The 23912-nt window shown below is 59.4% G+C and carries 23 protein-coding genes; 15 read left to right on the top strand and 8 right to left on the bottom strand.

What is annotated here, in order from left to right; all coding sequences use genetic code 11:
• Positions 1 to 25: 25 nt before the first annotated feature.
• Positions 26 to 619: a DNA endonuclease SmrA gene (gene smrA / locus L1075_RS10510; RefSeq protein ID WP_040241177.1), complete on the bottom strand. Its 594-nt coding sequence runs from the start codon at positions 617 to 619 to the stop codon at positions 26 to 28.
• 157 nt (positions 620 to 776) lie between these two features.
• Here smrA and L1075_RS10515 point away from each other — a divergent pair, with 157 nt between their 5' ends.
• Positions 777 to 1196 (top strand): gamma-glutamylcyclotransferase family protein, encoded by a 420-nt coding sequence (locus tag L1075_RS10515; protein WP_246941762.1) that lies wholly within the window; start codon positions 777 to 779, stop codon positions 1194 to 1196.
• Between the two features lie 62 nt (positions 1197 to 1258).
• Here the strand turns inward: L1075_RS10515 and L1075_RS10520 are convergent, their stop codons facing one another.
• On the bottom strand, positions 1259 to 2479 hold the full coding sequence (locus L1075_RS10520; protein WP_246941764.1) for a YihY family inner membrane protein: 1221 nt from the start codon (positions 2477 to 2479) through the stop codon (positions 1259 to 1261).
• Positions 2480 to 2542: 63 nt separating this feature from the next.
• Between L1075_RS10520 and arsC the strand changes: the two genes are divergently transcribed.
• From arsC to pdxH, 5 genes are all read left to right on the top strand, one after another.
• Complete coding sequence (arsC, locus tag L1075_RS10525; protein ID WP_040241183.1) at positions 2543 to 2890, top strand: arsenate reductase (glutaredoxin); 348 nt, start codon at positions 2543 to 2545, stop codon at positions 2888 to 2890.
• 27 nt (positions 2891 to 2917) lie between these two features.
• Positions 2918 to 3547: an NAD(P)H:quinone oxidoreductase gene (gene wrbA, locus L1075_RS10530; RefSeq protein WP_040241185.1), complete on the top strand. Its 630-nt coding sequence runs from the start codon at positions 2918 to 2920 to the stop codon at positions 3545 to 3547.
• Complete coding sequence (locus L1075_RS10535; RefSeq protein ID WP_246941767.1) at positions 3544 to 3939, top strand: DUF2069 domain-containing protein; 396 nt, start codon at positions 3544 to 3546, stop codon at positions 3937 to 3939. Before wrbA ends, L1075_RS10535 begins: the two co-directional genes overlap by 4 nt.
• Positions 3940 to 3942: 3 nt before the next feature.
• On the top strand, positions 3943 to 5211 hold the full coding sequence (locus L1075_RS10540; protein ID WP_040241187.1) for a hypothetical protein: 1269 nt from the start codon (positions 3943 to 3945) through the stop codon (positions 5209 to 5211).
• 213 nt (positions 5212 to 5424) lie between these two features.
• Positions 5425 to 6072, top strand: a complete 648-nt coding sequence (gene pdxH, locus L1075_RS10545) for a pyridoxamine 5'-phosphate oxidase (RefSeq protein ID WP_246895044.1) — start codon at positions 5425 to 5427, stop codon at positions 6070 to 6072.
• A 118-nt stretch (positions 6073 to 6190) separates the two neighbouring features.
• Here pdxH and L1075_RS10550 read toward each other — a convergent pair whose 3' ends face one another.
• The 4 genes from L1075_RS10550 to L1075_RS10565 all read right to left on the bottom strand — a co-directional run bounded on the left by L1075_RS10550 (position 6191) and on the right by L1075_RS10565 (position 12332).
• Positions 6191 to 7075 (bottom strand): glycine betaine ABC transporter substrate-binding protein, encoded by an 885-nt coding sequence (locus tag L1075_RS10550; protein WP_246895043.1) that lies wholly within the window; start codon positions 7073 to 7075, stop codon positions 6191 to 6193.
• Between the two features lie 105 nt (positions 7076 to 7180).
• On the bottom strand, positions 7181 to 8026 hold the full coding sequence (locus L1075_RS10555; RefSeq protein WP_178998688.1) for an ABC transporter permease: 846 nt from the start codon (positions 8024 to 8026) through the stop codon (positions 7181 to 7183).
• Complete coding sequence (locus L1075_RS10560) at positions 8026 to 9234, bottom strand: quaternary amine ABC transporter ATP-binding protein (RefSeq protein ID WP_246895042.1); 1209 nt, start codon at positions 9232 to 9234, stop codon at positions 8026 to 8028. The genes L1075_RS10555 and L1075_RS10560 overlap by 1 nt, the downstream gene beginning before the upstream one ends.
• 350 nt (positions 9235 to 9584) lie before the next feature.
• Positions 9585 to 12332: a bifunctional acetate--CoA ligase family protein/GNAT family N-acetyltransferase gene (locus tag L1075_RS10565; protein ID WP_246941771.1), complete on the bottom strand. Its 2748-nt coding sequence runs from the start codon at positions 12330 to 12332 to the stop codon at positions 9585 to 9587.
• Positions 12333 to 12594: 262 nt separating this feature from the next.
• Here L1075_RS10565 and L1075_RS10570 point away from each other — a divergent pair, with 262 nt between their 5' ends.
• Positions 12595 to 13533 carry a histone deacetylase family protein gene (locus L1075_RS10570; protein WP_246941774.1) on the top strand — a complete coding sequence of 313 codons (939 nt, stop codon included), beginning with the start codon at positions 12595 to 12597 and terminating at the stop codon, positions 13531 to 13533.
• Between the two features lie 84 nt (positions 13534 to 13617).
• The gene (locus L1075_RS10575) at positions 13618 to 14250 is read left to right on the top strand and encodes a helix-turn-helix domain-containing protein (RefSeq protein WP_040241197.1); all 633 of its coding nucleotides are present in this window, start codon (positions 13618 to 13620) and stop codon (positions 14248 to 14250) included.
• A 216-nt stretch (positions 14251 to 14466) separates the two neighbouring features.
• Here L1075_RS10575 and L1075_RS10580 read toward each other — a convergent pair whose 3' ends face one another.
• Positions 14467 to 15390 (bottom strand): helix-turn-helix transcriptional regulator, encoded by a 924-nt coding sequence (locus L1075_RS10580; RefSeq protein WP_040241200.1) that lies wholly within the window; start codon positions 15388 to 15390, stop codon positions 14467 to 14469.
• The gene (locus L1075_RS10585) at positions 15387 to 16274 is read right to left on the bottom strand and encodes a formate dehydrogenase accessory sulfurtransferase FdhD (protein ID WP_075369258.1); all 888 of its coding nucleotides are present in this window, start codon (positions 16272 to 16274) and stop codon (positions 15387 to 15389) included. Before L1075_RS10585 ends, L1075_RS10580 begins: the two co-directional genes overlap by 4 nt.
• A 159-nt stretch (positions 16275 to 16433) precedes the next feature.
• Between L1075_RS10585 and L1075_RS10590 the strand changes: the two genes are divergently transcribed.
• From L1075_RS10590 to fdh3B, 7 genes are all read left to right on the top strand, one after another.
• On the top strand, positions 16434 to 16859 hold the full coding sequence (locus L1075_RS10590; RefSeq protein ID WP_075369257.1) for a DUF3305 domain-containing protein: 426 nt from the start codon (positions 16434 to 16436) through the stop codon (positions 16857 to 16859).
• A gap of 4 nt (positions 16860 to 16863) precedes the next feature.
• Positions 16864 to 17466: a DUF3306 domain-containing protein gene (locus L1075_RS10595; RefSeq protein ID WP_246941776.1), complete on the top strand. Its 603-nt coding sequence runs from the start codon at positions 16864 to 16866 to the stop codon at positions 17464 to 17466.
• Between the two features lie 195 nt (positions 17467 to 17661).
• Positions 17662 to 19320: a 4Fe-4S binding protein gene (locus L1075_RS10600; protein WP_246895035.1), complete on the top strand. Its 1659-nt coding sequence runs from the start codon at positions 17662 to 17664 to the stop codon at positions 19318 to 19320.
• A 2-nt stretch (positions 19321 to 19322) separates the two neighbouring features.
• Positions 19323 to 20012 carry a TorD/DmsD family molecular chaperone gene (locus tag L1075_RS10605; RefSeq protein ID WP_040241207.1) on the top strand — a complete coding sequence of 230 codons (690 nt, stop codon included), beginning with the start codon at positions 19323 to 19325 and terminating at the stop codon, positions 20010 to 20012.
• Between the two features lie 63 nt (positions 20013 to 20075).
• Positions 20076 to 20297 (top strand): twin-arginine translocation pathway signal, encoded by a 222-nt coding sequence (locus L1075_RS10610; RefSeq protein ID WP_040241208.1) that lies wholly within the window; start codon positions 20076 to 20078, stop codon positions 20295 to 20297.
• Between the two features lie 33 nt (positions 20298 to 20330).
• Positions 20331 to 23192: a formate dehydrogenase subunit alpha gene (locus L1075_RS10615; protein ID WP_075369253.1), complete on the top strand. Its 2862-nt coding sequence runs from the start codon at positions 20331 to 20333 to the stop codon at positions 23190 to 23192.
• 59 nt (positions 23193 to 23251) lie between these two features.
• On the top strand, positions 23252 to 23902 hold the full coding sequence (gene fdh3B, locus L1075_RS10620; RefSeq protein ID WP_246941779.1) for a formate dehydrogenase FDH3 subunit beta: 651 nt from the start codon (positions 23252 to 23254) through the stop codon (positions 23900 to 23902).
• The last annotated feature ends 10 nt before the right edge of the window (positions 23903 to 23912 follow it).

The following is a 23912-nucleotide window of genomic DNA, read 5'->3' on the forward strand; positions in this document are numbered from 1 at the left end:
CCGCTTTATCATTCAAGATAGGGAACTACCCCCGCCGTTTCTGCTGGCGTTCGCGATTTCTGGCGCGGGCACGCTCCGACTTCCGCAACATGGCATAGGTGGCACCCAAACCGCCGTGGCTTTTATGCGCCGAGACATAAGCCTGCACGTCGTCGAATTGCGCCAGCCATTTACCGATGTACGAGCGTACGATATTCGCCTGTCCTTCGGCTTCTTTGCTGCGGCCATGAACGACCAAGACACAGCGCAGATCATGCTCTTGCGCGTCTCGTATGAATCGAAACAGTTCGCGGCGGCACACCTCAAGCGGCTTCTTTTGCAAGTGTAAAGACGCTTCCGGAGCATAACCGCCATGACGTAAACGCTCGAGCACGCCTATCTGAATGCCGTCCCGGCGGTACTCCATGGGATCGGCCGGCCCTATCAGGTCGACGAATTCATCGGATAAGAAATTGCTCTCTTTGTCATCGGCCTCAGCCTGAGCGCGGCGAGCCAATTGAGCCTCTGAAGGAGCGGAGGGAGAATGTTCAACGTCCGCCTTGTCGCGGCCTTTAGTCAAGGGCTGAACGTCTTCCCCTAACGCCTGCCGAAATAGATCGTCTCGCATGTGCTGGCTCATTGGCTTGCTCTCCTATGGCCTACGATCTCGAGAAGCCTCGACGGTTCCCAAGCTAACGAGATAATGCCACACTCCCCGCCCTTGGCGGCAAGCATAAACGCAGATGCCCTACCTCACTCGTCCGTAGCCTCGCGCTTCAAGAACTTGGGAGATGCCAATGCGCTGGGTCTATAGAATCGGGCTTCTCGCCGTGATCGCTATCGTCCTCGGGTTCGGCTATCTCTGGTACACCTTCCAGAGTCCCTATGGCTATGAAGCACCAGACAATCCGCCAATCATGGATCGTCGTCTCGAGCATCACAGAGTGTTCGTCTATGGCACCCTGCGTTATGCTCCGATCCGCTGGTTGGTCATGGGACGTGCCGGCACCGCAACACCCGCCACGCTCCAAGGCTATACCCGAGATGAGCTGGATATTTCACCGGCGCCTAACGAGCAGGTCGATGGATATACCCTTTCGGTCACAAGCGATGAGCTCAAACGTTTGGACCGATACGAACATTTAGGGGAGCGTTATCGGCGTGTAAACGTCAAACTCCATAACGGGCAAAGTGCTTGGGTCTATCGACGGTTATGAATTTTTAGATTTGGCTTATCAAAGATAGATAACGGTATAAAGCATGCCTCAGGAAAACCGTATCATTCCCGAGGCGTGTGCAGTAGGCGTTCCATGGGCTGGGTCAACACCTGCTGGCAGTGATCTTCGGCTTCTTGGAGTGCAGCATGCACGAGCGTCATTTCACTCGTCGGCGCATTTTCGCCGAGTGGCACCGGCCACGGCATGGCGCGCTGAAACTCCCAGAGCGTCAACACGCCCAAGTCGCGCCCCAGCATCCAGCGATCATTGTCCAACTGAGCAGCAACCCCCAGCTTTTCCAGCGGCGTCATCACTTCCGTGTACCGCAGCCCCAGGCACATCGCCAATTCTCGATCGGCAAGCGATCGCCCATGCTGATGCGCTTCGTGAAGTCGAGACACTACGCCCAAGGCTTGCCAGAACGGCGGCCAATAGCGCCATTCGACACGCCGCCGCTCGTTCAGCCAAGCGGCCAGCTCGGCCCCTACCAACACGATCGACCAAGACAGGAACACCCATATCAAGAACAAGGGAACGGCAGCAAAAGTGCCGTAGATCACTTGGTAAGATGGGAAATAGGTGACATAAAGCGAAAAGGCCCCCTTGGCAAGCTCCAGCGCCAATGCCGCCACCCCTGCCCCAGCCACGGCATGCCGAAACCGAACGCGGCAATTGGGAACTGCCATGTAAATGAAGACGAATGCCGTGAAACTCAGTGTCAGCGGCAACAGACGAAGGAAGGTCGCCGGGCCGCCCAGCACATCAGCGGCGCCGCGTACCAGGGTCAATGACGCCAGGTAGGAAGACAACAGAAATCCCGAACCGACCAACAGCGGGCCAAGCGTCAGCACCGCCCAATACAGCAGAAAACTGGACACTCCCCGCCGACTGCGCGACACATGCCAGATCGTGTTGAATGCCCTTTCGACGGTGACCATCATCATGACGGCCGTCACCAGCAGAAAAATCAGCCCGATCAACGTCAGGCTACGCGCCTGGCGAGAGAAGTCACGCAGGTGCTCGACCAACGCCGATCCCGTGGCGGGCACGAACTGGCTGAAGATCAAGCCCTGGAGCTGTTCGCTGATTCCCTGAAAACTGGGGATGGCCGACAACATCGCATAGACGACGGTCATGAAAGGAACCACGGCAAACAAGGTGGTATAGGTCAACGCCGAGGCAGTCTTGAGCCCGTCGTGAGAGTCGAAACGCTGTATCAGTTCACGCAGGCTACGCAGGATGAGCGCGGGCCAGCGGCGGTCGAGGAGTTGTGGGCGTCGCATGTGGCACTCTACAATGCTTGGCTAATTATTTGATTCGTCGACCCCAGCTGCCGGAGTTAAGGCATGACGACTTTTACACTTTACCACAACCCACGCTGCTCCAAGTCGCGTGAGGCCTTGGCCCTGCTCGAGGCCCGCCACGTCGTTGTCCGCGTGCATCGCTATCTCGATGATCCACTCGACATCATGCAACTCCGTAGCCTCGCACAGCGACTCGATGACGGCGTGCCGGCCTTGGTTCGCACCAGCGAAGCCCAATGGAAAGCCTTAGCGCTCCAGGATCCTAGTGACGAGGAACGCTTGCAGGCCATTGCCGACAATCCTCGGCTCATGCAACGCCCGATACTCGACGATGGCACACGTGCCCGCATCGGTCGTCCCCCGGAAGCTCTTCTCGACTTGATCGAATGATCGATGTCCCACGACACGAGGCCTCCCATGACTCGCCCCGCTTCTGAAACACCTTATGTACTCGTACTGTTCTATTCACGGAACGGTGCCACGCGAGAGATGGCGGAGCAGCTCGCCGCCGGCGTGGAAAGTATTTCCGGCATCGCGGCACGGCTACGCACCGTTCCCCCCGTTTCCACGACATGCGAAGCGGTCGACCCGGAAATTCCCGCCGAGGGGGCCGTCTACGCAACATTAGAAGATCTCCGACACTGCTATGGTCTGGCGCTAGGCAGCCCCACACGGTTTGGCAACATGGCCTCGCCCCTCAAATACTTTTTGGATACCACCAGCGAGCTTTGGATGAACGGCGTCCTTGCCGACAAACCCGCCACCGCGTTCACCTCCACGGCCAGCCTGCACGGCGGACAGGAAGCCACGCTATTGACCATGCTGATTCCCCTGCTGCATCACGGCATGGTCTACGCAGGCGTGCCTTATCGCGAAACACGCCTGCTGACGACGCAATCCGGCGGCACACCCTATGGCACGAGCCACCTGGCCGGCGCGCAGGCAGATCGCCCCTTGGATGACGACGAAACAACGCTGGCTCGCGCCCAGGGTGAGCGGTTAGGGCGTCTCGCCCTGGCCATGCGCTCGCTTCATGAGGCGACATGATGCGTCAACAACTCGATCAACTGGCGACACGCCACGGCTTAGCATATGTCACGACACAGGCACGCCGAGGCGTCTGGGGCGGCTTGGCGGCCCTGGCTATCTTACAGCTTCTCGGTGGCTGGCAGTTGCATGCCAGCGGTCAGATCGGCCTGATGCCCATCGCCGTCCGCCTCTTGCCGCTGGTGCTCTTCTTGCCTCCTATTATCACTCGACGCCCGCGTGGACACGTCATGCTCGCATTCGTCAGCCTACTGTATATATTGCAGGGGCTGATGATCGCCCAGCTACCGGGGCGGCTGGTATGGGGGACGCTAGAAACACTCGCAGCCCTCGTCTTGTTCGTTAGCGCCGCCGCGTATGCGCGCTGGCGCCGACAACAACTGACAGGCTAAGAAATGCCGCTACGTCCGTCGAGCTGCCTCATTCTCGCGATGCTCGTTGTCAGTATCGCGTGCTCGTTGCTCCACCTGCCGTTATGGCCGGCCGCGATTCTGGGATGGCTCGCGACGTTGCGCCTGAGCTTGCAACTGCCACGAACCTCCCGACGACAGGCCACATGGCTGGGCCTCGCCGGAGTGATCATCTGGGGCGTCGCTCTATGGCGCGAGACGCCGACCTCGCTGGTTGACGGACTCAGCGTCAACCAGCCCTTGCTGATGATGTTCGCCGGCGTCAGCTTTCTCTCCATGGCGCGCCCTCTCAAGGATGACGATACGCAGCACGAACGGCGCGGTAGCTTCTGGGGCACGTTGCTAGGCGTCCACCTCTTCGGGGCAGTCATCAATCTTTCCGTACTGTTTCTGTTCGGGGACCGCATGCAGCGCCAAGGACGCTTGACGCGCCAACAGGCCATCGTCCTGGGACGCGCCTTCCCGGCGGCAGCAGCCTGGTCACCGTTCTTCGTCGCCATGGGGGTCGCCCTGACCTATGCGCCGGGCATCGACTTCCTTGCATTGCTCCCATGGGGGCTTTTGGCGTCGTTGTTTCTGCTGGCGCTGGTGGCCATCGATGCGCTGCGCCTGCCCGGCGAATTCATCGGCTACCCCCTCGGCAAAAGCAGTCTTGTGTTACCTGGCGTACTGGCGCTGAGCGTCATCGTGATGCACTTCATTTGGCCGAGCTTATCTATCCCTTTGATCATCAGCATCGTATCGCCACTATTCGCAACGCTGCTGGTCCCCTCGCGCGAGCGTCGTGGCAGATTGCATAAACAACTCAACGATGGATTGCCGCGCCTAGGGCCCCAATTCGCGTTATTTCTCGCTGCCGGGCTCATCTCGAGCGGTCTCGCCGCTCTGCTGGCCAGTGCACCGGACAGACAGTTCCTGCCGCTTGATCATTTCGGGAGTTTCGCTGCCTGGATCACGCAAGGTATTCTCGTGATATTGGCATTCGTGGGTATTCACCCGCTTGTCGGCATCGCCACGATCGCGCCGCTAGTACAACCTCTGGGGACGGATCCTACCTTGCTGGGCATGTTGTTTCTCATGAGTTGGGCGCTAGGGACCGGCTGTAGCCCCTTATCGGGCAGTAACCTCGCGCTATGTGTTCGCTACGGCATCAAGTCCCGGGACATGATGCGCTGGAACCTACCCTACGCGGTACTCGGCTGGCTGGCATGTGGCGCAGTATTTGCCTTGTATGCCTGGTGGGAGACTCCCTAATCCTCTGGATAAGGATGACACTCATGCTTCGCGCGCACTCATCATGGGTGAATCTCTGCCAACGACACGACGACTTTTACCTATCTCGACCGCCTGGAGCGCTATCCTGATGGGTATGACCGCATTCGCCTGGATACGCAGGCATTCACCGGGGATGTCCGTCGAATGCCGCCGCCCGCTAAAGAGATGAATGCACACTTGGAGAGGAAGACCATGAATTATGATATCGCTGACCTGCGACGCGATTACGCTGGCGAGACACTCTCCGACGCGCACACGCCGGCGTCGCCCATCGACTTGTTTCACGCCTGGTTCTCGGCCGCCCGCGAGCATGAACCTCAAGATCCCAACGCCATGACGTTGGCCACTGTGGATAGCCAGGGGCTCCCTCATGCTCGAGTGGTATTACTCAAGCATTTCGACGAGCAAGGTTTCGTGTTCTTCACCAACTATCAAAGCCACAAAGGTAGTGAGCTGGCGAATGTCCCTCATGCTGCCTTGGTCTTCTGGTGGCCCACCCTTCATCGGCAGGTACGTATCGAAGGGCGCGTGGAAAAAGCCGAGGCCAATATTTCTGATGAGTATTTCGCCAGCCGTCCTCGGGACAGTCAGCTAGGCGCGTGGATTTCCCAGCAAAGCGTGGAAATTCCCGACCGCGAATGGCTGGAGGAGCGCAAGCAACGCTTCGAACAGGTCTATTCCGATCAAAGCGTCGAGCGTCCCCCTCACTGGGGTGGCTATCGTGTTAAGCCATATATTCTGGAGTTCTGGCAAGGCCAATCCAATCGTCTCCATGATCGGATTCGCTATCGCCATCACGAGCAGGATGCAGCCTGGAGCAAAACGCGCTTGGCGCCTTAATCTCAAGGCTTGCCCCCTCCAGCACGTCAGCGAGCCCACCATGCAAAACGCCCGGTCCACTAAGGACCGGGCGTCTGCTTCAACACTCTTCGACAGATAATGTCGTAAGTAGCGCCTATCAGCTATCGCCGTTTACCCACTCATCGACGACATCGGGATGCTCGTCGACCCACTTCTTGGCGTTTTCATATGGATCGGAATCTTCTTCCTGATTCATGAGCATCACTTCGCCCATCTGCTCCGGCGTCCACTCGAAGTTATCGAGAATCGCGTAGGCTTCCGGCATATCGTCCTTCAGCCCTTTGCGCACGACGGTATTGATGTGCTCGGCGCCACCATAGACGTTCTTGGGATCGTCCAGATACTTGAGGTCCCAACGTGCGAACATCCAGTGCGGCGTCCAACCGGCGACCACGATATCCTCATCGTTCTTGATGGCACTATCCAGCGCAGCCGTCATAGTGGCACCGCTACCCGATTGCAGGTTGATAGCATCATCAAGATCGTACTCGTCGATCGCCTTCTCAGTCAGGTTCATGAGGCCAGCACCGGGATCGATCCCCACGATCTCGTCATTGACGACATCGGCCTTGTCATCGAGCTCATCGATGGACGAGATATCGGTATAAGAGGGAACGACAAGTCCCAGCTTAGTACCTTCAAGGTTCGGCCCCAGGTTCTCGACCTTGTCGCCAACCTTGTTCAGGTACTGTTCATGCGTGGAAGGCAACCATGCCGCCACCATGCCATCAGCATCACCATACGCCACGGCTTGCCACATCGCAGCGGCTGACAGTGAGGACATTTCCACGTTATAGCCTTGCTCTTCGAGCACCGCACGCACGACGTTCGTGGAGGCCACTTCGGAGGACCACTCGACATAAGCGAGCGTGATATCACCCTTGCTGTCCTGCGCTTGCGCGATGCCCGCATTGAGTCCTGCACCGGCGGCCATCATGATGGCGCCATAGCGTACGGCTTTCGTCAATGGAGTGCGTGTCATCGTTTTTCCCCTTCTCTTATTGATGGGAGATCCTGCCGGAACGGCCAGCGGCCGTTCCTTTTCGAGCACATGCTCGATACACGGCGTTTTGTTACGCCTTGCTTCTTAGCTAGTTTTCTTTTTCGGCTTGCGAAGCGCCTGCGTGATGCGATCCAGCAACATGGCGAGGATGACGACAGCGATACCCGCTTCGAAACCATCGCCAGGACGCAGACGCTGGATGGCGCGCCACACTTCGCTACCCAGGCCATCGGCCCCGATCATCGCCGCGATCACGACCATCGACAGCGCTAGCATGATCGTCTGATTGATGCCGGCCATGATCGTCGGAAGAGACAGCGGAAACTGTATCTTGATCAACTTCTGACTACGTGTGGCACCAAACGCATCTGCCGCCTCTATCAAGTCCTTGGGCACCTGCCGGATACCCAATGTCGTGAAGCGTATCGCCGGCGGCATCGAAAAGATCACCGTGGCGAAAATAGCTGACACCGAACCAATCCCGAAAAAAGGAATGGCTGGAATCAGGTAAACGAAAGCCGGCATGGTCTGCATGAAATCCAGAACCGGCATGATGAGACTATAGAAGCGATCCGAAATGGCCGCGAGCACGCCAAGTGGCATGGCAATGACTACCGCGACCACAGTGGCGATCACCACCAGCGTCAAGGTCTCGATCATCGGGTCCCAAAGCCCAAGGTTCCAGATCAAGGCCAGTCCCAACACCGCGCCAATCCCCAGGCGCAGGTTGGCAACCCGCCAGCAGATCAGCGCGATGATCGCCATCAGTGCCCACTCAGGCAGCCACATCAGCCCATCATTGAGTACCGTAATCCCGCTCTGCGTAACACGCGAGATGCCTCGCGTCACCATGGAATAGTGCGAAGTTAGAAAATCGAGACCACCCTCGATGCCGTCGCCGAGGGGAATGCGTGGAATATCAATCGCCATCAGTGCTCTCCCGCTTCAGCCAGTTTCTCAAGTACCGCGCCCTTCACGACCACCCCCAATAGACGCTGGTTGTCGTCGACGATGGCAATCGGATAGCTTTTATCGTTGAACATGGCAAAGAGATTGTTCATCGGTTCATCCGGACCGGCCTTCGGGAAGTCGTTCTGGATCAACTCGTTGATCGTGTCCTTGCCAGCCTTGGCAGCAGCATCGACGTCGTCGACATTCACGATGCCTAACAAGGTGCGGTCACGACCGATGACGTAGATGGAGTCGAGTCCGTTGTCGCTCATCTTGCGCAACACGGTGCGCGGGCCGTCGCTATCACGCGCCGTGGCACGCACGGAACGCATGGCACTGTTTGCCGTGAAGATGCGCGACATATCCACGCCCTCTACGAAGCGCGCCACATAATCGTCAGCGGGCCGCGTCAGGATATCTTCGGGCGTGCCCATCTGAACGACTTCGCCGTCCTTGAGAAGGATGATGCGATCACCGATGCTGATTGCTTCATCAAGATCATGGGTGATGAAGATCGTGGTCTTCTTCATGCGGTGCTGCAGCTCGATCAGTTCTTGCTGCATATCCTTGCGGATCAGCGGATCGAGTGCCGAAAACGCCTCATCCATCAGCATCACGGTCGAGTCATTAGCCAATGCGCGGGCCAGACCGACACGTTGCTGCATGCCGCCGGAAAGCTGGCTCGGATAAGCATCTTCCCAGCCGTCCAGGCCTACTTGCTTGAGAGAGTTACGAGCGCTTTCCACGCGAGATTTTTTCTCGATGCCGCGCACCTCAAGGCCATATTCGGCATTTTCCTGCACGGTCTTATGCGGAAATAGCGCAAAATTCTGAAAAACCATCGAGAAGTGACGGCGCCGGCATTCCAGCAGCTCTTTCTCGCTGAGCTTGGGAATGTTCTGACCATCGATCACGATATCGCCCTCGGTGGGCTCGATGAGGCGATTGAGACAGCGAATCAGCGTCGATTTCCCGGAACCCGACAGACCCATAATGACGAGAAGCTCGCCTTCACGTACATCGAAGTCGATATTGGAAAGACCCAGAGTCTGGCCGGTTTTCTCAAGAATCTCGGGACGCTTTTTCCCTTGGTTACGCAGCTCGAGCGCTTTCTTAGGCTGGGAGCCAAACACCTTGCTCAGGCCGCGCACCTGAATCTTGATATTGGTTTCGTCTGTTTCAGTCATAGGCTTGCCTGCTTTGGTCAAGTCGTCGCCATGCCCTTGCGAAGCAAGAGCGCTCGGCAATGTCACGTTGTCACGTTGCGAGTATCTGGCGGGTCAGTCTCCTGGCTCTTATTATGGTCATGGAGATGATAAGAGATGATCATGAAGATAAAATTTCGTTATGTTTCGTATCGAATCATACCTACTTATTGATATTGCTTCAAATAAAAACAGCTGATGATTGATCCATGGTTCAATAACCCGGCGCGCGCCGCCAGGCGCCTCGATCATACTCGATCGCCGAGCTCGGCAAGCGACGAAGCCGACCTTCAACGGCTTCACCGCGACATCGGGGGATCGACCAAGAAGCCTTAGTCCGTGGGGCTCTCCAGCCGGTGTCGCTGCCAATCGTTGCTCGGCTCGTTGAGCCGCAAGGAGGCCTCGACCACCTGCTCTTCCATGTTATAGCGGAAACTGAAACCCAGGTGTTTCAGCAATGCGCGCATGGGCTGATTGTCGAGCATCACCGTGCCGACCATCTCGAGGATGCCGATGCCCTTGCAGTAGCGGATCATCTTTTCCATCAGCAGGCTACCGAGACCATGCCCGTGGAGATCATCGCGAATGATCACGGAAAATTCAGTGCGGATGTTGTCCGGATCGTTCCACACACGCACTACGCCCAGCATTTCCTTACTGCCATCGGCTCGCGCATGCTCGGCGATGAACGCCATTTGGCGGTCGTAATTGATCTGCGACAGCACGGCCAGATCACGCTGCGTCAGGTCCGCTTTGTGGTGGAAGTAACGAAAGCGAATGCTTTCCTCGGAGAGCCGCTCGTGGAATAGCGTGATCAGCGGCGCGTCCTCTCCCCGGATCGGGCGCACTTCGACATCCATGCCATTGCCCAACGCCCGCCATTCACGAAGTTCCTCGGGGTACGGCATGATCGCATGACGCGCGGGCTGCCCCAGGTCCATGGCAAAGTCCACCGCCACGACACCATCGCGGTTGAGCAATAGCGGATTGAGCTCCAACCCCTGGAGTTCAGGCAAATCCGACGCCATCTGCGAGAGCTTGACTAGCAATTCGCAAAGGCGCTCGACGTCTTGTTCGGGGTCGGCGGCGTGCTCACGGATCAGGCGGTACGCATGCGTACGCGATACCAACTCATTGGCCAGGGTCATGTTCAGGGGCGGCAAGGCCACCTGACGATCCGCCAGCACATTGATCTTGTAACCGCCAATGCCGAAGACAATGATCGGCCCGAACACCGGGTCACGCGTAATGCCCGCACAGAGTTGCATCGACGCCTTGCCACGCTGCATACGTTGCAGGCAATAGCTAAAAATCGGGCTTTCGGGGAATTTTTCGCGGACTTTGTCCCCCAGACGCCGCACGCCATCGGCCACCTGCTCCGGTGTCTCGAGGTCTTGCAGCAAGCCCGCAGAGAGCTTATGGGGGTGCTTGCGGTAGCGAAACGGCACGCAGTTATTTGCATGCACGATCTTCAGTGCCATGGGGCCTTCGATGTCCCGCGCCGCTTGAAACGCCTCCTCGGGGCCGAAGACATACTGGCTCGGTGCCGACGGTATGCCATAGGCGGCCAGGACCTCCGCGGTTTCCTGATGCGTCAGGCGATCACGCTCACGTTTCTTGGCGGAGGCGATCAAACGATGGCAGCGCGCGCGGATGTCAGGTTGCGTCGTGAAGGGCAGGCTTGGCGGCGTTTCCTGCAGGAGCGTCTGCACACGCTGATAATCGACCATGTGCATGAACGCCTTGACCGCTTTCTCTGGAGAGATATAGGTAGGGATGCCCGCCAGATTGCACTCATGGCGTGCCTTGAGCGCTTCCTCGAGCCCCATCCAACTGGTCAGCAGGTTGCGCTTGAAGCGCTTGCGATTAGCGATCAACGCCTCGGCCGTTATTTTGGACGGCGCCAGGCGAGTCGGGGCGTGTACCACCAGTACAGCGTCTACGTTGGCATCGGCCGCCACGATCTCCAACGCATCGACGAACCGCTCAGGCGAGGCATTACCGCCCAAATCGACGGGATTACGCCCCGGCAAGCTGACATCGAATTCCCCCTGCACCAGCGCATCGCGGGTAACGTCAGTTAATTCCGCCAGCTTCCCCCCAGCAATCACCAGCTTGTCTATCGCCAAGAGCGCCGGACCCAACCCATTCGCCACGATGGCTAAGCGATCACCACGCAACGGACGCATGCGCGTCAGTGTTTCCAGTGCATCGAACAACTCATCGGAATCATCCACGCGCACGACCCCTGCGCGCGCCAACGCCGCGTCGAACACCACGTCGCGATTATCGATACCCGGCGTCTGCGGCTCATGCGTCAGTGTCGACTGCACCGAGCGTCCGCTCTTGATTGCCAGCACCAACCGGTGTCGCGAGGCATCGCGCAACGCAGTCATGAAATGCTGCGCATCGTGTACTCGTTCCAGATGCAGCAGCAAGGCACGTGTCGGCGAGTATTGGTTGATGTAATCCATTAGGTCGGACAGCATCACGTCAACGCTGTCGCCCAATGTCACCAAATGCGAAAAGCCGATGTCGCGGCCCGCGGCCCAGTCGATCATGGCATTGCCGAGCATCCCCGACTGCCCTAGATAGGCGACACGTCCCGCCTTGATCGGCTGGCTGGCATACGTGGCGTTGAGCTTGCTGCCGGGCACCACGATCCCCAGACACTCCGGCCCCAACACGCGGATTCCCGAGCGCAGCGCAGCCTTGAGCATACGCTCTCGAAGCGAACCGCCATCCTGTGTTCGATCGTCGAGATATGAGCCCCCCGACAGCACCAAGGCCGCGCGCGCGCCCAACTTGCCCAGTGCCTCGATGCTCCGCGGCACGCCTTCTACCGGATTGCAGAGGATCGCCAGATCCGGCACGGCGGGCAAATCCGCAATACGCTTTACGCAGGTGACGCCGTAGACCGTGTCATAACCGCGCGGGTTCACCGCCCAAAGAGTGCCGGAAAATCCCGCCTCAAGCAGATTGCCAAGCACCATACCGCCCATTGAATGCGGCTTTTCCGAAGCGCCGATTACTGCCACGCTATGTGGCTCGAAGAAGTGACGCAGAAAACGCGTTCCCACAGCAATCTCTCCCGCTTGATCCGACTTTGCCGCTCACCAACCGCCCAGGCGGCCGCAACTTAAGCTCTAACTGTAAAGTCGGTATGCGATGACAGACCATTTTTCAGGCAGCGCGTAACGCAAGCCTCTCGTCATGGCCGCAGTGACGTGGCATCGTTCGACCTATAGGCACTGTTCTCACATCCTATCAGGCCTTAAGGTCCTCCGCGGACAGCATGCGCCCATCGTCTCAGCCGATAGACATCCTCTGGATGGAGTTCCCATGATCACTGCGTATATCACCCACCCCGATTGCATGCAGCATTTCATGGGGCCGAACCATCCCGAGAGCCCCAAGCGCCTTGAAGCCATACGCGCACGCTTGGCCTTGAGCGGTGTCTTGACGCATACCATGCAATCCGAAGCGCAGCCGGTAAAAGCGCAGACGCTCGCCCTTGCGCATTGTCCGCAGTATCTGGAGATGCTCGAGGCTCACTCCCCGCAGGAAGGCTTGAGCGAACTCGACGGCGAGACCCACATGAATCAGGACACGCTAGCCGCCGCGCGTGTCGCCGCCGGCGCAGTCGTACGTGGCGTGGACCAGGTCTTTCGTCACCAGGCGGATAACGTCTTCTGCGCCGTGCGCCCACCCGGGCACCATGCCGAACGTAGCTCGGCGATGGGCTTTTGCTTCTATAACAACATCGCCATCGGGGTGGCCCATGCCCGCCAGCGTTATGGCGTCGAGCGCGTCGCTGTGCTGGATTTCGACGTCCACCAAGGCAACGGTACGGTCGATATCTTCAAGGACGACCCCAGTGTCCTGATCTGTTCGAGCTTCCAATCTCACTTCTACCCTTGGCGCTATCAGGACGACACATGGAGCAACATCGTCAACACGCCCTTGACGGCCGGCAGCGACGGCACCGTGTTCCGGCGTGACGTAGAAACGCAGTGGCTTCCCGCGCTGCAAGCCTTCAAGCCACAGTTGATCATGCTCTCGGCGGGATTCGATGCTCACCGCGACGATCCCATGGCGGATCTTAAGCTCGTCGAGTCCGATTACTTCTGGGTAACGCAACTTGCTTTGGATATCGCCCGTGTATACGCCGAAGGGCGCTTAGTTTCGGTACTCGAGGGCGGCTACCATCTGGATGCCTTGGGTACCAGTGTCGAGGCGCACCTCAAGGCGCTGCTGGGTTTTCCCCTCGGCGACCCGTAAGCGCTCTAAAACGACCCCGGCTCGCCCCGCGCCCAGCGGGCTGTGGTATCCTAACGGAAACTTTATTTCCTATCGTGGAACTCCATGGCTACCCAAACCGATAGCGACGCCGCCCTGCGCATCGCCTCCGGACGCAAACCGTTCGTCGAGCCGCTACGTCTGGGTGATCGCCTCAAGGAAATTCGCCTGTCCAACCACTGGACCTTGGAAGATGTCAGCCAACGTACCGGTTTGGCGCGCTCGACGCTGTCCAAGATCGAGAACGACCAGATCTCACCGACCTTCAGCGCCGTGCAGAAACTGATTGGCGGCCTCGGAATCGATCTACCGCAATTGCTGACGCCGCCCAAACCGCAGTCACACACTCTCGGTCGCCGCGATTTGACTCGCGTCGGCGAAGGCCAGCAACACCCTACGCCCACCTATGAGCATGAGCTCCTCTCGTGGCAGTTGGCCCAGAAGCGAATGATCCCGTTCAAGACCATCGTGCGTGCGCGGGACTTCAACGAGTTCCACGAATGGGTGCGCCACGATGGGGAAGAGTTCCTGATGGTGCTCGATGGCGATATCCTGCTGTATACCGAGTTCTATGAGCCACTACATCTGACCCACGGTGACAGCATCTATTTCGACAGCGACATGGGCCACGCTCTGGTCTCGCTCAGCGAATCAGACGCCGTGGTACTCTCCGTATGCACGCGCGGCGAGAACGCGTAACGCATGACGCCCGGCTCAAGGCCGGGCGTCATGTCACCTCTGTACATCGCACTCGGCGACATTCAGTCGATGTCTTTCACCGCACTATCACCGGATAGTTCGCGTGCCATCATGCGATCGCTGTATGCCACCCCGTAGCGCTTGCGCGACCAGAGCTACATCGCCAGCCCCAGCAGCATCCAGGCCCCGAAGACGACCCACTCGATCGGCAACAAGCTAGGTATGCTGGACGTCATCGCCCCGCCACAACAACTTGCCACATTCATCGAGCGTGTAGCCGCCCAGTGACTGGGCCAGGGTCAAGCCGGCAGCGCTGTGTAGATAATCGAACATCTGCTGCAACAGCGACCGAAAATACACGTTGCGTGGCGTCACCAGATCGAACGCCTCCTCGGTGATGGGGATGAACCCCAAGCCGAATTCATTGGCCGCGGATAGCGTTCCCGGCCCGATATCGGCATCGTGGCGGGCGATCAAAGAGGCGATCTCGCGTTCACTATAGGCAACGGCGTGGGTATTGAGTTGCTCTAGCCGCAACTGATGCCCAGCCAACCATTCCTTGAGGAAGCGCTGCGACCCTGCTCCTTCCTGGCGAATCGCCCAGCGCCGGTTGGCACCGAAGAGCCCTGAGGGGTCGTGCGGCTGATGTCGGTCCTCGGCGCGAATGATCAACCCCTGACTGCGACGGAAAAGACGTACCAGCACCCAATGACGATAACCGCTATGACTTCTCACCAGGGCGGGATGGCGCAATTCGCTTTCCTCGGCGCGCCCCCAATGAATGGCGCACACATCGGCGCGGCCTTGTGAGAGCAATGACAAGCCCAGTTGCGTCCCGGTCACGCTATACCCATAGAAGGCATGCCCCTGCTGCTGCTGATTGAGTCGCATGATCAGCGCCGAGAGCAAGGGATCGTCGCTTCCCGTGACCATCAAGCGGTCAGCCAGTACCCCATGATGGCAGGACTCGAGGATCCACTGCTCGACCAGACGTCTCGGAAACAACCACTTGCCAGTCACCTTGGTGGAGGGGATGGCGCCATCGCTGGCCAACTGATAAACCTTCTTTTCGTTGAGATGTAGAAGCTCGGCGACTTGATGCACGTTGAGAAACGGCGACGTAGAGGATGAATCACTCATGAGGAGTCCTTGTGCCGAAATGCGGCTTTGTCCCCCGGGCGTGGCGCCGGCATGGCGTCCAGCACCAGGCGCGCCTGCTGGTCGACGACCTGAAAATGCCGCCCCTTGGCCCGCGCCACCAGCAGTACACCGAAACGCTGCGCCAGCTCCACGCCTTTCTGCGTCATGCCCGAACGCGAGACCAGCACGCTGATTCCCATCTGCGCGACCTTGAGCACCATTTCCGAGGTCAGGCGTCCCGTAGTGTAGAAAATGTCGGCCGAGGCCAGCTCGGCATCTTCCGGCGCACCTTCGCCCAGTGCCGCCAGCCATTGACGACCGGCCAGCGTATCCACCGCATTATGGCGCCCCACGTCTTCCACGAACCCCAGCACGCGATCCTGACGGCATAGCGCGCAGCCATGCACGGCCCCGGCATTGCGATAGGTCTCGTTGAACTGCCCCAGGTTGTCGAGCATGCGATACAGCACCGCCTGGGATAACGGTGCGCGCGGTAGCGGTTGCAGGTCGGTGGCATCGAGCAAGCGTCCGAAGACCGTTCCCTGTCCACAGCCGGTGGTCACGGTTCGCTGGGCCAGACGCGCGTCGAGATCTTCGGGCAAGGCACGCGTCACGACTGCGGCGGCCTCCACGTCCCAGTCGACCTGTAGTGCTTCGACATCCTCGACACGCACCAACAGCCCCTGGTTACGCAGATAGCCCAGCACCAGCGCTTCCGGCTCGGCACCCAGCGTCATCAGGGTGACGATCTCCTGCCGGTTCAAGTACACCGTCAAGGCGCGCTCGGCGGCGATCGCCTGCTGACGGTGCTGGCCATATTCGTCGATCACCGCAATCTCGAGCGTTGTCGGCATCCGCGCCCGACTCAGCACTACATTGGACATGCTCACCTCCTTCTTGTGGCGACAGGATACCCAAAGCGCGACATGCATGCCCAAGGGAAATATACGGCGAGGACACATTTTCCAGACTATCAGGCACGCGGCTTGCTATATGATTCAGACATAGCGTGACATGTTTCATCTCACAGGGAGGCAACCATCATGGCGGCCGACGATAATCTGAGACACTTAAGCCTCGAGCTGGCCTTCCAGCGCCAGGAGGTCAAGGGCTTCACGTCCCTGACCTGGTACATTGCAGACATGGGGTGCCATGCTCGCGGCTCCCATGTCCTGCCGCTGACACTCTTTCTCACCGAACGTACCGCCTATCGTTTCAACCTGAACTCCCAACACCCCCGCCTGTTCGTGCGCTGCGAAACGACCGACGACGGCCCCGCGCCGCGTGAACTGACCGCGAGCCAAGAAGTCGCGGCCAACTGGATGGATGGTGACACCCAAGTCCTCGACACCCCCATGCCTTTAGCGATACAGGCCTGGATCGAGGCCTATCTGGCGCGTCATGGCGAACGTGTCGAAGGTGGCCGCAAGAAGAAACGCGCAGGCGCCGGGCGCGCCAGCCAGGAGTAATTTCATGAGCTTCATGCAACGCTGGTCACAGCGCAAACGCGATCATGGCGACGCGTCGCCGTTCGATACAGCGAGCGAAGAAACAACGGCCCCCCTATCGGAACGGGCACACGCGTCTGCCCCGAGCGAAGAGCACGAAACGTCATCACGCGCTGCAGCGTTGATCCCCGGTTACGATCCGCAGCGCCCACTCGATGAGCAACTCCCCGAACCGGAGCAGCTCGGCGCCGGGGACGACTTCCGGGCCTTCATGCTGCCGGGGGTCGGTGAACTCCTCAAACGCCGCGCTCTGCGCCGCATGTTCAAGGTCGGCAACTACAACGTGCGCGACGGTCTCGACGATTACGACGAGGATTATTCGCAACTGATGCGAATGATGCCCGAGGTCAGTGCACGGATGCGCCAATGGCTGCACAAGGATCAAGAGACTGAATCCCAAGACTCGGAACAGCATGACGACGCGGTGGCACTGCAATCCGAGATGCCCCTCGAAGAGGATAAAGACGACGCTTCTGAAGCCGTGCAGACATCCCGCCCGGAAGAGGTAGGCCAGTTGGAAGAAGAGGAACCAAATGACCCATCCGGGCGCTCGGGTGCGTCAACTTGACCCACAGGGTCGATCAATAGCGCCCGCGCACTCCCGTATCTTGCCCGGCAAGCCCTTCGTTTGCGACGAGAACGGGTATCTAACCTGCAGTCATAACACTATATAAAGCTCGGCCAAGACCGAGACGCGATGCCACACGATTGGCACGACAAGATTCAAAGACCCGTGGCAAGACCGACAAGTTGATGAGGTGACATGCCCCAGTTCATCGATACGCGCGCGTTGAATGACGACGCACGTAATGTAGCCGCCCGTGAGGCTGCCCTGCAGCAGGTATCATGGCCGCAGAACCTCGCTCCGCCCACCGTGAGCTACGTCAGCCACGGTCATGTCGCCATCGTGGGCCCGGCGGACGCGACTCGCCGGGCGGCCCGCCAGCTCGCGGAAAGCGAGCTCGCCAGCGTGACGCTGATCGCGACGCAGGATGACGATGACGAGGCGTCCGACCTTGCCAATACGCATTACATCGCCTGCGATGCGCCGCGATTGGAAGGCTATCTCGGAGCCTTTCGCATGACCGCCGGCGAAAATGGCCCACTGCTCTCCAAGGCGACGATCGGTCGTGACCACTTCGATGCCGTACTCGATCTCGGCGCATCGCCATTGATGCACTACGAGCTCCCCCCGCCGGGCTACCACCGCGTCACACATGCCACGCCCCTCGATCAAGCCATTCAGGATCTTCAAGCGTGCATCGGCGAGTTCGAAAAGCCGCGCTATTTTCAGATCGAAAGTGATCTATGCGCCCATGCCGGGCGTGGCCAAAGCGGCTGCACCCGCTGCCTCGATATCTGCCCCGCCGATGCCATCTCCAGCGTCAAGCAGGAAATCGTCATCGACCCATTCCGTTGTCACGGTGCGGGCAGTTGCACCAGTGTCTGCCCCACCGGGGCCATTCGTTATGCATTGCCCACACCCGAGAGCCTCGACGATTATATCGCGCGTCTTCTTGCTAGCTACCAAGCCGAAGGCGGCGATACGGCGGTGGTGCGTTTTCTCGATCAAGAAACCCAAGCCAGCGAAACCACCGAAGCGGCGGGCCATGTACTAGACGTTCCCCTCGAGGAACTCGGCGCGGCGGGACTTGATCATTGGCTCGGCGCCCTCGCCCGAGGCGCCGCCGAAGTGCGCATCGTCATGCATGATGCCCTGCCGACTTCCTTGGCGCATTTGGTGCGCGATCAGCATGCACAGGCGATTACCATGCTCGAGTCGCTGGGCCACGACCCTCGGCGCCTGAGCCTGATCGATGCAGGCGATATCGCCATACGCGACGCACTGCCGATCTTGCCACCCCTCGGCGAACGGCTGGAGACGAAACGCCCACACGCTAAGCGCGAGGCACTCAACGCCATTCTCGATTTCCTTGCCGCGCACGGCACGCCCCGTGAGACGCGTGTCGCCATGCCGGCGGGTGCACCTTTCGGCACCCTCGACATCGATACCGACAACTGCACGCTGTGCATGGCTTGCGTGGCGGTCTGCCCCACCCAAGCACTCAGCAGCCCCGGTCAATCACCGGCTCTCAACTTTCAAGAAAGTGCCTGTGTGCAGTGCGGGCTTTGCGAAACCGCATGCCCCGAACAGGTCATAGCGCTGCACCCCGGTTTCATGGCCGCTCCAGAGACCCGCAACCACGTCGCGACGGTCAAGGAAGAGGCGCCATTCGAATGCATCGGCTGCGGCAAGCCTTTTGCCACCGCTAGCACCATCGCCTCGATCAAGCAGAAACTCGCCGATCACCCCTATTTCGCCGGCGACGCCATCAAGCGACTGGAAATGTGCGAAGACTGCCGCGTCAAGGATATCTGGCACGACATGGCGCGTGACCCCAACGCTCAGCTCAAGGTATGACCATGACGACATCCGAGCATACCGACACGCACTCAACCGATACGCCCGCGTCGCTTTCCGCGGCTCTTGAAGAGCGCAACGCCTTGCGCGCCGATGTTTATCTATTGCTGGCCCGCCTGGTGCGTGAGGCGCCCAATGCCGAGCTCCTCGACTTTCTCTCCGCGCTCGAACCCGACGATGAGAGCTCGGCACTCAAGCGGCACTGGGCCTCATTGTCACTGGCCGCCCACCACGCGCATCCCGGCACGCTGCACGATGTGCATTTCGGCTTGCTGGTTGGGGTCATCCAAGGGCAACTCGTGCCGTATGCCTCCTGGTACCTGACCGGATCGCTGATGGAAATGCCGTTAGTGGCCCTGCGCCATGACCTCAAGCACCTGGGCTTCGAGCGCGCCGCACACGTCAAGGAGCCCGAGGATCATTTCTCGGCGATGTGCGAAGTCATGGCCATGCTCATCGATTCTCATGCCGAGGCACAGGCAGCCTTTTTCAAACGCCACCTGAGCCCTTGGGCGCTACGTTTCATGCGTGACCTGGCCCAGGTCGAAGACCCGTTCTATGCCAGCGTCGGGGCGCTGGGGGAGGCCTTTTTCTCCCGCGAGGATAACCAGTTGCAGAGCGACCCCGACGCGCAAGTCGTCACGTTTTCGCCAACCCCCACTAAGCTCAGTGAAGGGGACACCCACTCATGACCTGCACCCATGACGCTGCCTGACGGCAATATCACGGTGCTCAGTGACCACAGGAGTCGCCCCATGAAAGAGTCGAACAATAAAGCGTCGAACAACCCCGCCCGGCGCCGCTTCTTGCGCAACATCGGACTGGGCACGGTCGCTGCGGGTGCAGCCGTGGCCGTCGGCCATGTCACCTTAGCACAGGCACAGTCGGATGAAGAAAAAGACGCCGCCGATGCCGGCGAAACGACGTATCGCGAAACCGATCACGTCAAGGCCTTCTACGCCACCTTGCGCGACTAAACGGTCGAGAGAACCGGAACTGAGGACATAACCATGCGATTGACTCGAAAATCCTCCCAACCCGCCGGCCAGGGCGGCCTCGGCATCAGCCGCCGGCAATTCCTCCAGCGCAGTGGTGTGGCGACGGGTGGCCTCGCCGCTGCCGGCTTCATGGGCCATGGCATGATGCAGGCCGCTAACGCCAAGGAAAAGACGGCGTATTCCGATGCTCCCGTCGAAACCAAGCGCACCATCTGCTCTCACTGCTCGGTGGGGTGTGGCGTCTACGCCGAGGTACAGGAAGGCGTCTGGACCAAGCAGGAGCCCGCGTTCGACCACCCGATCAACCGCGGCGCGCATTGCGCCAAGGGTGCTTCGCTACGTGAGCACGGCCATTCCACGCGGCGCCTGAAGTACCCAATGAAGCTGGTCGACGGCAAGTGGCAGCGCCTCGAATGGGATCAAGCCATCGAGGAAATCGGTGACAAGGTGCTGGAGCTGAGCGAACAGCACGGTCCCGACAGCATTTATTGGCTAGGATCGGCCAAGTTCAATAACGAACAAGCCTACTTGATGCGTAAGCTGGCAGCCTTGTGGGGCACCAACAACACCGATCACCAGGCACGCATCTGCCACTCCACCACCGTCGCCGGTGTGGCCAATACCTGGGGTTACGGGGCGATGACCAACTCGCTCAACGACATGCACTTCAGCAAGTCGATTCTGTTCATCGGCTCCAACCCCAGCGAAGCGCACCCCGTCGCCATGCAGCACATTCTGCATGCCAAGGAACGTAGCCACGCACAGATCATCGTCGTCGACCCACGATTCACGCGGACCGCTGCCAAGGCCAACAAGTACGTGCGCCTGCGGCCGGGGTCCGACGTGGCCTACATCTGGGGGCTGCTCTGGCATATCTTCGAGAATGGCTGGGAAGACCAGCAGTTCATCGATCAGCGCGTGTTCGGCATGGAAGAAGTACGCCGCGAAGTCGCCGAGTTCCCGCCGGACGTGGTCGAGCGCATCACTGGCGTCGGCGAGGCCGACATGTACGATGTCGCCAAGCGCATCAGCGAAAACCGTCCCGGCTGCGTGGTGTGGTGCATGGGCGGTACCCAGCATACCACCGGCAATAACAACACCCGCGCATACTGCATTCTCGAGCTGGCGCTGGGCAATATCGGCGTTTCCGGCGGTGGAGCCAATATCTTCCGTGGCCACGACAACGTGCAGGGCGCTACCGATCTAGGGTTGATGTCGCATTCACTTCCTGGATATTACGGTCTTACCGAAGGTGCCTGGAAGCACTGGGCCAAGATATGGAATGTCGATTACGAGTGGATCAAGAACCGTTTCGACCAGACCGAATACAACGGTAGCCTGCCCATGAACTCCAATGGCATCACCGTCTCTCGGTGGATAGATGGGGTTCTGGAAAATGACGAGGATATCGCCCAGCGCACCAGCCTCAAGGCGATGTTCTACTGGGGGCATGCGGTCAACTCTCAGACCCGTGGCCCGGAAATGAAAAAGGCCATGAGTCAGCTCGAGTTGATGGTCGTGGTCGATCCCTACCCCACCGTCGCCGCCGTCATGCACGACCGTACGGACGGCGTATACCTGCTGCCCGCGGCCACGCAGTTCGAAACCACGGGTAGCGTGACCGCCACCAATCGTTCTCTGCAGTGGCGCGATCAGGTCGTCGAACCGATGTTCGACTCCAAGCCCGATCACGAGATCATGTACCTCATGGCCAAGAAACTCGGCTTCGGCGACGAGTTCACGCGCAACTACACCATCGAGAATGGCCGTCCGGTGATCGAGGACGTGCTGCGCGAGATCAACGCCGGCATGTGGACCGTGGGCTATACCGGGCAAAGCCCCGAACGCCTCAAAGAACACCAGAAGAATTGGCACACTTTCAACTTCGACACGTTGAAAGCTGAAGGCGGCCCCGCCGATGGTGATTTCTACGGTTTGCCCTGGCCCTGCTGGGGAACGCCCGAGTTCAACCATCCCGGCACGCCTCTGCTCTACGATATGAGCAAGTCCGTTAAAGAAGGTGGCCTTACGTTTCGGGCTCGCTTCGGCGTCGAACACGATGGCGAGGATCTACTCGCCGACGGCGTCGCAAGTGAAGGCTCCGAGCTCAACGACGGTTACCCCGAGTTCACCGCCGACATGCTCAAGGAATTGGGCTGGTGGGATGATCTCACCGCCGAAGAAAAAACTGCGGCGGAAGGCAAGAACTGGAAAACCGATCTTTCCGGCGGGATTCAGCGCGTGGCCATCGAACATGGTTGCGCGCCCTTCGGCAACGCCAAGGCTCGCTGCCGTGTGTGGACCTTCCCCGACGAGGTACCCAAGCATCGCGAACCGCTCTATACCAGCCGGCGCGACCTGGTGGAGGAGTATCCGACCTGGGACGACGTGGCATCATTCTATCGCCTGCCGACTCTCTATCGCTCGATTCAGGAGCAAGACTTCAGCCAGAATTTCCCGATCATCCTGACCTCGGGACGCTTGGTCGAGTACGAGGGCGGCGGCGAAGAAACGCGCTCCATGTCATGGCTCGCCGAGCTTCAGCAGGAAATGTTCGTCGAGATCAACCCTGCACAGGCTAACGACCTGGGCATCAAGAACGACGACATGGTCTGGGTACACGGCCCCGAGGGCGGCAAGGTCAAAGTCAAGGCCATGGTGACGCCGCGCGTGGCGCGCGACGTGGCGTTCATGCCCTTCCATTTCGGCGGCATCTTCCAAGGCGAGAGCCTGGCGGACAAGTACCCCGAAGGGGCACGGCCCTATGTACTCGGCGAGGCCGCCAACACCGCAACTACTTACGGTTACGACATAGTGACGCAAATGCAGGAAACCAAGTGCACGCTATGCCGAATCGAGAAAGCCTCCGCCTGATCCGACGATGCTTGAAACACCGATGAGGCCTCGCGCCTCATCGGTTAGAGGAGAACACCATGGCTCAAATGAAATTTCTTTGCGACGCCGAACGTTGTATCGAGTGCAACGGCTGCGTCACGGCCTGCAAGAACGCCAACGAAACCGATTGGGGCATCCAGCGTCGTCGCGTGGTCACCCTGGACGATGGCAAGCCTTCCGAGGTCTCGATTTCCGTGGCCTGCATGCATTGCGACGACGCCCCATGCATGGCGGTTTGCCCCACCGACTGTTTCTACAAGACCGAGGACGGCATCGTCCTGCACGACAAGGACATCTGCATCGGCTGCGGTTACTGCCTCTACGCCTGCCCCTTCGGCGCGCCGCAGTTTCCCAAGGAAGAAGCCTTCGGCGAACGCGGCAAAATGGACAAGTGCACCTTCTGCGCCGGCGGTCCCGCCGAGACCAAGGAAGAAGAATACGAAAAGTACGGCGCCAACCGCATCGCCGAAGGCAAGTTGCCCTTGTGCGCCGAGATGTGCTCCACCAAGGCGCTGTTGGCGGGGGACGCCCAGACCATTTCCGACATCTTCCGCCAGCGTGTGGTCTATCGCGGCCATGAAGACGGCGGCTGGTCGTCTGTCGAGAAGGCGCAAATGTCGGGCCCGGACGTCTCGGCCAATCTCGACGAGATGGCCTACGACGCCACCCGCGCCACACGTGAAGGGTGAGGAGAACGCT

Origin of the sequence: Chromohalobacter beijerinckii (assembly GCF_023061185.1) — a bacterium.
Taxonomy (GTDB): Bacteria; Pseudomonadota; Gammaproteobacteria; order Pseudomonadales; family Halomonadaceae; genus Chromohalobacter; species Chromohalobacter beijerinckii.